We start from the raw sequence: 9505 nt of genomic DNA on the forward strand, positions 1-9505 counted from the left end.
TGTGGATGACCTGTGGGAGCTGGCTTGCCGGCGATGAGGCCAGTGCAGGCAATATAAATCCGACCTTCTGTACAAAAGTTGGTCAAATCCTGAGCAGTTTCCGCTATAATTCGCGCCCCACATTTTCGGCAGGCCCTGCGCGCGCTGTTAACCAATGAAACTTATCGTCAAAGTCTTCCCAGAAATCACCATCAAGAGCCGGCCGGTGCGCAAGCGTTTCATCCGCCAGCTCGGCAAGAACATCCGCAACGTGCTCAAGGACCTCGACCCTGAGCTCGCGGTCGATGGTGTCTGGGACAATCTCGAAGTGGTCACCCGCGTCGAAGACGAAAAAGTCCAGCGCGAGATGATCGAGCGCCTCACCTGCACGCCGGGTATCACCCACTTCCTGCAGGTAGAGGAATACCCGCTGGGTGACTTCGACGACATCGTCGCCAAGTGCAAGCACCACTTCGGCCACTTGCTGGCCGGCAAGCGCTTCTCGGTGCGCTGCAAGCGCGGCGGCCACCACGACTTCACCTCGATGGACGTCGACCGCTACGTCGGCAGCCAGCTGCGCCAGCAGTGCGGCGCCGCCGGCATCGACCTGAAGACGCCTGAAGTGGTAGTGCGCATGGAGATCCGCAACCAGCGCCTGTACGTGATTCACAACCAGCACAACGGCATCGGCGGCTACCCGCTGGGTGCCCTGGAGCAGACCCTGGTGCTGATGTCCGGTGGCTTCGACTCCACCGTGGCGGCCTACCAGATGATGCGCCGCGGCCTGATGACCCACTTCTGCTTCTTCAACCTCGGCGGCCGTGCCCACGAACTGGGCGTGATGGAAGTGGCCCACTACCTGTGGAAGAAGTACGGCAGCAGCCAGCGCGTGCTGTTCATCAGCGTGCCGTTCGAAGAAGTGGTTGGCGAGATCCTCAACAAGGTCGACAACAGCTACATGGGCGTGACCCTCAAGCGCATGATGCTGCGCGGTGCCGCGCACATGGCCGACCGCCTGCAGATCGACGCGCTGGTGACCGGCGAAGCGATTTCCCAGGTGTCCAGCCAGACCCTGCCGAACCTGTCGATCATCGACTCGGCCACCGACAAGCTGGTGCTGCGCCCGCTGCTGGCCAGCCACAAGCAGGACATCATCGACCAGGCCACCGAGATCGGCACCGCCGACTTCGCCAAGCACATGCCGGAATATTGCGGCGTGATCTCGGTGAACCCTACCACCCATGCCAAGCGTCACCGCATGGAGCACGAAGAAAAGCAGTTCGACATGGCCGTGCTGGAGCGCGCCCTGGAACGTGCCAAGTTCATTTCCATCGACCACGTGATCGATGAACTGGGCAAGGACATCGAAATCGAGGAAGTAGCCGAGGCGCTCCCCGGCCAGATCATCATCGACATTCGTCACCCGGATGCCCAGGAAGACGAACCTCTGGTGCTGGAAGGTATCGAAGTCCAGGCCATGCCGTTCTACGCGATCAACAGCAAGTTCAAGCACCTGGACCCAACGCGCCAGTACCTGCTGTATTGCGACAAAGGTGTGATGAGCCGTTTGCACGCACACCACCTGCTCAGTGAGGGACATGCCAATGTGCGTGTTTATCGTCCGACATAAGACGCCGGGGCTGTATGGCGGCAGTATCCGCCATCGCCCTCCCGACCACCGGGCCCGCTGAGCCTTAAACAGTACATATTGGCCGCCTACACTGGGCGGCAACCGAATCCTCTGATCGAGATACACTTGTGATCGAAAATCTGCGTAACATCGCCATCATCGCCCACGTTGACCATGGTAAAACCACCCTGGTCGACAAACTCCTGCGTCAGTCCGGCACCCTGGAGCGTAACGAGCTCAACGACGAGCGCGTCATGGACTCCAACGACCAGGAAAAAGAGCGCGGTATTACCATTCTGGCGAAAAACACCGCCATCAACTGGAACGGCTACCACATCAACATCGTCGACACCCCCGGCCACGCCGACTTCGGTGGCGAGGTTGAGCGTGTAATGTCGATGGTCGACTCCGTGCTGCTGCTGGTCGACGCCCAGGACGGCCCGATGCCGCAAACCCGCTTCGTGACCAAGAAGGCGTTCGAAGCTGGCCTGAAGCCAATCGTCGTGATCAACAAGGTTGACCGCCCGGGCGCGCGTCCTGACTGGGTTCTGGACCAGATCTTCGACCTGTTCGACAACCTCGGCGCTACCGACGAGCAGCTGGACTTCAAAGTGGTCTACGCCTCGGCCCTGAACGGCATTGCCGGTCTGGACCACACCGAAATGGGCGAAGACATGACCGCGCTGTACCAGTCGATCGTCGACAACGTACCAGCCCCGGATGTTGACCGTGACGGTTCGTTCCAGATGCAGATCTCCGCACTGGACTACAACAGCTTCCTCGGCGTTATCGGCGTTGGCCGTATTGCCCGTGGTCGCGTCAAGCCGAACACCCCGGTTGTTGCCATCGACACCAACGGCAAGAAGCGTAACGGCCGTATCCTGAAGCTGATGGGCCACCACGGCCTGCACCGTGTAGACGTTGAAGAGGCCCAGGCTGGCGACATCGTCTGCATCAGCGGTTTCGACGAGCTGTTCATCTCCGACACCCTGTGCGCCCCGGATGCGGTAGAAGCGATGAAGCCGCTGACCGTTGACGAGCCGACCGTTTCCATGACTTTCCAGGTCAACGACTCGCCGTTCTGCGGTAAAGAAGGCAAGTTCGTCACCAGCCGTAACATCAAGGACCGCCTGGACAAGGAGCTGCTGTACAACGTAGCCCTGCGCGTTCAGGAAACCGATTCCCCTGACAAGTTCAAGGTATCGGGCCGTGGTGAGCTGCACCTGTCGGTACTGATCGAAACCATGCGCCGTGAAGGCTTCGAGATGGCCGTAGGCCGCCCTGAAGTAATCATCCGTGAAGTTGACGGCGTGAAGCAGGAACCGTTCGAGAACGTCACCATCGACATCCCTGAAGAATCCCAGGGCAAGGTCATGGAAGAGATGGGCCTGCGTAAAGGCGACCTGACCAACATGGTGCCGGATGGTAAGGGCCGTGTGCGTCTGGAGTACAACATTCCAGCCCGTGGTCTGATCGGTTTCCGTAACCAGTTCCTGACCCTGACCAACGGTGCAGGCATCCTGACCTCGATCTTCGATCGTTACGACACCATGAAGTCGGGCCAGATGTCCGGCCGCCTGAACGGCGTACTGGTTTCGGTCGAGACCGGCAAGGCACTGACCTACTCGCTGGAAACCCTGCAGGCTCGCGGCAAGCTGTTCGTTGAACACGGCCAGGAGATCTACAACGGTCAGATCATCGGTCTGAACAGCCGTGACAACGACCTGGGTGTGAACCCGACCAAAGGCAAGAAACTCGACAACATGCGTGCTTCGGGCAAAGACGAAGTCATCGCCCTGGTACCGCCAGTTCGCCACACCCTGGAACAGGCCCTGGAATTCATCCAGGACGACGAGCTGTGCGAAGTGACGCCTAAGTCGATCCGTCTGCGCAAGAAGATCCTGGACGAAGGCGAGCGTACCCGCGCTGCCAAGAAAGCCAAGAACTGAGTTAGCTCAGGCTGAATGAAAACGCCTCCGGTCGAAAGGCCGGGGGCGTTTTTTTATGCCTTGATGTTTCTATGGAAGTAATTGTTTACCAAGCAGTTTTTGGCAATCGCCGATAGCCACAGTAGGCTGCCTGCTGGAAATTGCTTGAGACTGACAATGAAAGGCAAGGGGTGGAAGGAGCATTTGGCCCGTGGCCAAATTGAGGTTGCCGGTACCCGCTGGAGCTTGCTTCATTTGCGCCCTGAATCACACCTACTGGCAATCCCAGGGCTTGAAGCACAAGGGATACAAGCTTTGACATTGGTCGTGGAGTACTCGAGCCACTGCGTAAGCTATGGCCCTAAGCAAGGTATGGAGTTGGATTTTCATGATATTGGCCAAGATCGTCTGCTGATTGACCATCGAGGCATTCGGCGAGCGTTTTGTCCGGTGCGACACAGCCTTTCATTGCAGTTGCCGGCCATCATGGCTTCGTTGGCCGATCGGCAATGCCTGTTTACTGGTCATAGCAACTGGCTGACGTTGGAAGGTAATCAGTTTGGCTATCCAGAAGGGAGCCGATACGAGGTGTATTTCAACCTGCGCGGTGATTCCGCCCGTACCTTGAAGGTGCATGTTGAAAGTGCCTATGTACGGGACCAGGACCATCCCTCAAGCCGGCCGACGAACCTGAAAAGGCACGAGAAAATCAAGGGTTGGCTGCTGATGTTGAAGAAGCTGAGGAATGAGCCGATTCGACGACCTGTAAGGCGTTAGCAGGCCGTAAAAATACGAAACCCCCAATGAAGGGGGTCGTATCGCGGATGCCCTCAGGGATCTCTCCCATCAACCGGCACGGCCGGAACCAAGTGGCGGCGTCTAGACACTTCCTGAAGGAAGCTCCGTGTACATCAAGACGACTAAAAGTCTATTCAGTCTTAACGCAGGCGTCAACGCCCAACCACCTTGGGCTTGTACGCACAATACCCCGGCCGCGGCCCGACCTTGGGGTGGTTGCGGCAGGTATCCGGGCGCTTGTCATAAATGGTGCACAGGCGGCTTTTACGATCCAGGTACATGCAGTCATCGTTGCTCATCCGGGTCAGGGTGAAGATCCCCGACTTCTGGTTGAAGCGCTCGATGATGCCTTCCTTCTGCAGGCGTTTGGCCACGTTCTTCGGCGGTTCGTCTTTTTCGAACTCGTCTACCACGCCGATACGGATCAGATCCTTGATCTTCACCTCCACCGGCAGGGTGCAACAGGTCGAGTGGCAGCCACCGCACATGTGGCTGGCGTAACGCTGCCAAGTCTCCAGGCGGTCGACTTCGGCGGCGGCGATCAGGGTCGTTTTCATCTTTATAGGGTGGATCACGGTCTTGGGGCGCGCGATGATACCGGAATTGTTCAAAATATGAACAACCTTTTGCCGAATTCGCAGAGTGGGCATGAAAACTGCGAACAGTAACCGTCGCTCCCTGTCGAAGGGTCTAGTCTCATCACTCTCCCTCCGCTTTCGTCAACTTGCCCGAGGATGTCGCATGTCCCAGGAACCTAAAGCACGTGACGCCGAAGTCGCGGATTTTCGCGCCGCCGTACTGAACAAGCTGACCTATGCGGTCGGCAAGGACCCGGAGCACGCCTTCGACCATGACTGGTTCGAAGCCATTGCCCTGGCTGCGCGCGATCACATGGTCGACCACTGGATGGACCATACCCGCCAGGCCTATCGACGCAGCCAGAAGCGGGTGTACTACCTTTCCCTCGAGTTTCTCATCGGGCGCTTGCTTTACGACAGCTTGAGCAACCTGGGGCTGCTGGACATCGCCCGTGATGCCCTGGAAGGGCTGGACGTGGACCTGGAGCGCATCCGCCTGCTCGAACCCGATGCCGCGCTGGGTAATGGAGGCCTTGGTCGACTGGCAGCGTGCTTCATGGAAAGCATGTCCACCCTGGGTATTGCCGCCCATGGTTACGGCATCCGCTACGAGCATGGCCTGTTCCGTCAGGCCCTGGTCGATGGCTGGCAGCAGGAACAGACCGAAAACTGGCTTGATTTCGGCAACCCTTGGGAGTTCGAGCGTGCCGAGGTGATCTACCCGATCAGTTTCGGCGGCAGCGTCGAAACCGTGAGCGATGGCAACGGAGCCCAGCGCCAGGTCTGGTCGCCGGGTGAAACGGTGCGGGCGGTAGCCTACGATACGCCCGTGGTCGGTTGGCGCGGCTCCAGCGTCAACACCTTGCGCTTGTGGCGTGCGCGGGCGCTGGAAGAGTTGCATCTGGAGCGCTTCAACGCGGGTGATCACCTGGGGGCTGTGGCCGAAGTCGCCCGTGCAGAGAGTATCTCGCGGGTGCTATACCCGGCCGACAGCACCGAGGCCGGGCAGGAGCTGCGCCTGCGCCAGGAGTACTTCTTTGTGTCGGCTTCGCTGCAAGACTTGCTGCGTCGCCACCTGAACATGCACAAAGACCTGCTCAACCTGCCCGACGCGGCGGCTATCCAGCTTAACGACACCCACCCTTCGATTGCCGTAGCCGAGTTGATGCGGTTGCTGGTGGATCAGCACGAAGTGCCGTGGGAAAAGGCCTGGGAGCTGACCGTCGGCACGCTCGCCTACACCAACCACACCCTTCTGCCCGAGGCCCTGGAAACCTGGCCGGTGGCACTGATGGAGCGCATGCTGCCACGGCACATGCAGATCATCTACCTGATCAACGCCTACCATATCGACGCCTTACGGGCCAAAGGCCTGCACGATTTCGATGTGCTGCGCGCGGTGTCGCTGATCGAAGAAGACAACGGCCGCCGGGTGCGCATGGGCAACCTGGCGTTCCTTGGCTCGCACAGTGTCAACGGTGTGTCGGCACTGCACAGCAAGCTGATGAAGAGCACGGTTTTTTCCGAGCTTCACAAGCTTTACCCGCAGCGCATCAACAACAAGACCAACGGCATTACCTTCCGCCGCTGGCTGTACCAGTCGAACCCTCAGCTGACCGATATGCTGGTTGAAGCACTCGGGCCAGAAATCAAGGACGACCCTGAAGGGCGTCTGGCTGGCCTGGTGCCATTTGCCGAAAAACCCGGGTTTCGCAAGCAGTTCGCCGCGCAGCGCCTGCACAGCAAGCGCGCCCTGGCCAGCATCATCCAGGACCGCATTGGCGTGACGGTAAACCCCGAGGCGCTGTTCGACGTGCAGGTCAAGCGCATCCACGAATACAAGCGCCAGTTGCTCAACCTGCTGCACACCGTGGCGTTGTATCAGGCCATACGCAACGACCCTGGCACCAACTGGGTGCCGCGGGTGAAGATTTTTGCCGGCAAGGCTGCGGCCAGTTATCACCAGGCCAAGTTGATCATCAAGCTGACCAACGACATTGCCCGGGTGGTGAACAACGACCCGACCGTGCGTGGGTTGCTGAAGGTGGTGTTCCTGCCCAACTACAACGTCAGCCTCGCTGAAAGCATCATTCCGGCGGCAGACCTTTCCGAGCAGATTTCCACGGCCGGTTACGAAGCCTCTGGTACCAGCAACATGAAGTTCGGCCTGAACGGTGCGCTGACCATCGGTACCCTCGATGGTGCCAACGTGGAGATGTGCGAGCAGGTGGGTGCCGACAACATGTTCATCTTTGGCCTGACCGCCCAGCAGGTCGAGGCCCGCAAGAAGGCGGGTGATTTTGGCGCCAGTGCGGCGATTGCTGCGTCCAATCGCTTGAGCGATGTGCTGCAGGCGATCCGCAGCGGCGTGTTCTCGCCGGACGACCCTTCGCGCTATACCGGGTTGATCGACGGGCTGGTGGCCTATGACCGCTTCCTGGTCTGTGCCGACTTCGATGCCTACTGGGATGCCCAGCGGCGGGTCGAGGAGCTGTGGCACACGCCGCAGGAGTGGTGGCGCATGGCGGTGCTGAACACGGCGCGGATGGGCTGGTTCTCGTCGGACCGCACCATTCGCGAATATGCGACCGATATCTGGAAGGCACTGGATTGAGGTAGGCCTGTGCTGGCCTATTCGCGGGCACGCCCGCTCCCACAGGTTTTGTGAATCACCTGTGGGAGCGGGCGTGCCCGCGAATGGCTCCACAACCTGACCACCGGCCTGGCGCATGCTGAACTACCGACCTATTGTGCCGTCAGAGAGCCGTGGCGAGTCTCATCACTCGCTAGCCTGCAACTCTCCCTGTAAACTGCGGGGGTTTTTCATCCCCCAATCCGTTCGGAGCCATACATGTCCCGCGTTACCCTGAGTCGCTATCTGATTGAGCAGACCCGCAGCAACAATACACCTGCCGATCTGCGCTTCCTGATCGAAGTGGTGGCGCGTGCGTGCAAGGAAATCAGCCATCACGTGTCCAAAGGCGCCTTGGGTGGTGTGCTGGGCAGCATGGGCACTGAAAACGTGCAGGGCGAAGTCCAGAAGAAACTGGACGTGATCTCCAACGACATCCTGCTGGAAGCCAACGAGTGGGGCGGCCACCTGGCCGGCATGGCCTCCGAAGAAATGGACAACGCCTACCAGATCCCGGGCAAGTACCCGAAAGGCGCCTACCTGCTGGTCTTCGACCCGCTGGACGGCTCGTCGAACATCGACGTCAACGTCTCGGTCGGCACCATCTTCTCGGTACTGCGTTGCCCTAACGAGTACCTGAGCCAGAACGAAACCCTGAACGAAAACGCCTTCCTGCAGCCAGGCACCCAGCAGGTCGCCGCCGGTTACGCCATCTACGGCCCGCAGACCATGCTGATCCTCACCCTGGGCAACGGCGTCAAAGGCTTCACCCTGGACCGCGAGCTGGGCAGCTTCGTGCTCACCCACGAAAACATCCGCGTACCGGAAACCACCGCCGAGTTCGCCATCAACATGTCCAACCAGCGCCACTGGGAAGCCCCGGTACAGCGCTACGTGGGCGAACTGCTGGCAGGCGAGACCGGCCCGCTGAAAAAGAACTACAACATGCGCTGGATCGCCTCGATGGTGGCCGACGTGCACCGCATCCTGACCCGTGGCGGCCTGTTCATGTACCCACGTGACGCCCGCGAGCCAAGCAAGCCGGGCAAGCTGCGCCTGATGTACGAGGCCAACCCGATGTCGTTCATCATCGAGCAGGCCGGCGGCGCCTCCACCAACGGTTACGATCGCATCCTCGACATCAAGCCAGAAAGCCTGCACCAGCGTGTGTCGGTCATCCTCGGCTCGAAGGAAGAGGTCGAGCGCGTTACCGCCTACCACAAGGAGTAAGTCATGCTCGCACCTTGGCAGCCGTTGCTGGAGTGGTGGTTCGGTTGGGGCACCAGTGCCCAGGCCGTGGCTGACGAGAAGAGCACGCTGTGGTTCGGCAAGCATTACGATGCCGATGCCCAGGCGCTGTTTGGCGACCTGGTCGAGCACGCCCTGGCGGGCGGGCTCGACGAATGGCAGCAAAGCCCGCAGGGCTGGCTGGGCCTGCTGATTCTGCTGGACCAGCTGCCGCGCATGATCTACCGCGACACGCCGCGCGCCTTCGAGGGTGACCGGCGTGCCCAGGTAGTGGCCATGCAGGGCCTGCAGAAGGGTTGGGACTACCAGCTGCTGCCGATTCAGCGGGTGTTCGTGCTGCTGGTGCTGGAGCATGCCGAGGTGTTGGACTGGCAGAACCTGTGCGTGGAGCGTTATCAGACGCTGCTGGATGAGCAGCCCGAGGCCAACCGCCGGCTGTTCGAAGGCTTCCTCGACTATGCCGAGCAGCACCAGCGGGTGATTACCCGGTTCGGGCGTTTCCCGCACCGCAATCTGGTGCTGGAGCGGCCGAGCACCAGTGAAGAGATGGACTTTTTGCTGGAGCCTGGGTCCAGGTTCTGAGATTGCAGGGGCCTGCTGCGCAGGCCATCGCGACGCAAGGCCGCTCCTTGTATCTCGACTTTCGCCTCTCAAAAGGCGAAAGTTCTCGACTGATCATCGAGGGAAGGCCTTGAAGCCGAGCCGCTCCAAG

Annotated in this window: 7 protein-coding genes; 6 read left to right on the top strand and 1 reads right to left on the bottom strand. The window is 60.0% G+C overall.

The window, feature by feature from the left end; all coding sequences use genetic code 11:
• Window positions 1–154 precede the first annotated feature (154 nt).
• From thiI to ACIQUI_RS17665, 3 genes are all read left to right on the top strand, one after another.
• Window positions 155–1609 (top strand): tRNA uracil 4-sulfurtransferase ThiI, encoded by a 1455-nt coding sequence (thiI, locus tag ACIQUI_RS17655; protein WP_403200897.1) that lies wholly within the window; start codon window positions 155–157, stop codon window positions 1607–1609.
• A 128-nt stretch (window positions 1610–1737) separates the two neighbouring features.
• The gene (gene typA / locus ACIQUI_RS17660; protein ID WP_201203572.1) at window positions 1738–3558 is read left to right on the top strand and encodes a translational GTPase TypA; all 1821 of its coding nucleotides are present in this window, start codon (window positions 1738–1740) and stop codon (window positions 3556–3558) included.
• A gap of 156 nt (window positions 3559–3714) precedes the next feature.
• On the top strand, window positions 3715–4314 hold the full coding sequence (locus ACIQUI_RS17665; protein WP_403200899.1) for a hypothetical protein: 600 nt from the start codon (window positions 3715–3717) through the stop codon (window positions 4312–4314).
• A 173-nt stretch (window positions 4315–4487) separates the two neighbouring features.
• On the opposite strand, the gene ACIQUI_RS17670 is transcribed toward ACIQUI_RS17665, so the two are convergent.
• Entirely contained in the window at window positions 4488–4892 is a 405-nt protein-coding gene (locus ACIQUI_RS17670) for a YkgJ family cysteine cluster protein (protein ID WP_016712459.1), read from the bottom strand.
• A gap of 184 nt (window positions 4893–5076) precedes the next feature.
• On the opposite strand from ACIQUI_RS17670, the gene ACIQUI_RS17675 reads away from it, so the two are divergent.
• From ACIQUI_RS17675 to ACIQUI_RS17685, 3 genes are all read left to right on the top strand, one after another.
• The gene (locus tag ACIQUI_RS17675) at window positions 5077–7527 is read left to right on the top strand and encodes a glycogen/starch/alpha-glucan phosphorylase (protein WP_403200901.1); all 2451 of its coding nucleotides are present in this window, start codon (window positions 5077–5079) and stop codon (window positions 7525–7527) included.
• 237 nt (window positions 7528–7764) lie between these two features.
• Complete coding sequence (locus ACIQUI_RS17680; protein ID WP_009681216.1) at window positions 7765–8775, top strand: class 1 fructose-bisphosphatase; 1011 nt, start codon at window positions 7765–7767, stop codon at window positions 8773–8775.
• Between the two features lie 3 nt (window positions 8776–8778).
• A complete protein-coding gene (locus ACIQUI_RS17685) occupies window positions 8779–9375 on the top strand; it encodes a DUF924 family protein (protein WP_403200903.1) in 597 nt (198 codons plus the stop codon).
• Window positions 9376–9505 lie beyond the last annotated feature (130 nt).

This window comes from Pseudomonas sp. NPDC090592 (assembly GCF_044769185.1).
Classification (GTDB): domain Bacteria; phylum Pseudomonadota; class Gammaproteobacteria; order Pseudomonadales; family Pseudomonadaceae; genus Aquipseudomonas.

Coding starts and splice junctions, on each gene's coding strand:
- ACIQUI_RS17685 (WP_403200903.1), top strand. CDS start 8,779: ATGCTCGCACCTTGGCAGCCGTTGCTGGAGTGGTGGTTCGGTTGGGGC.
- ACIQUI_RS17665 (WP_403200899.1), top strand. CDS start 3,715: ATGAAAGGCAAGGGGTGGAAGGAGCATTTGGCCCGTGGCCAAATTGAG.
- ACIQUI_RS17670 (WP_016712459.1), bottom strand. CDS start 4,892: ATGAAAACGACCCTGATCGCCGCCGCCGAAGTCGACCGCCTGGAGACT.
- ACIQUI_RS17675 (WP_403200901.1), top strand. CDS start 5,077: ATGTCCCAGGAACCTAAAGCACGTGACGCCGAAGTCGCGGATTTTCGC.
- ACIQUI_RS17680 (WP_009681216.1), top strand. CDS start 7,765: ATGTCCCGCGTTACCCTGAGTCGCTATCTGATTGAGCAGACCCGCAGC.
- thiI (WP_403200897.1), top strand. CDS start 155: ATGAAACTTATCGTCAAAGTCTTCCCAGAAATCACCATCAAGAGCCGG.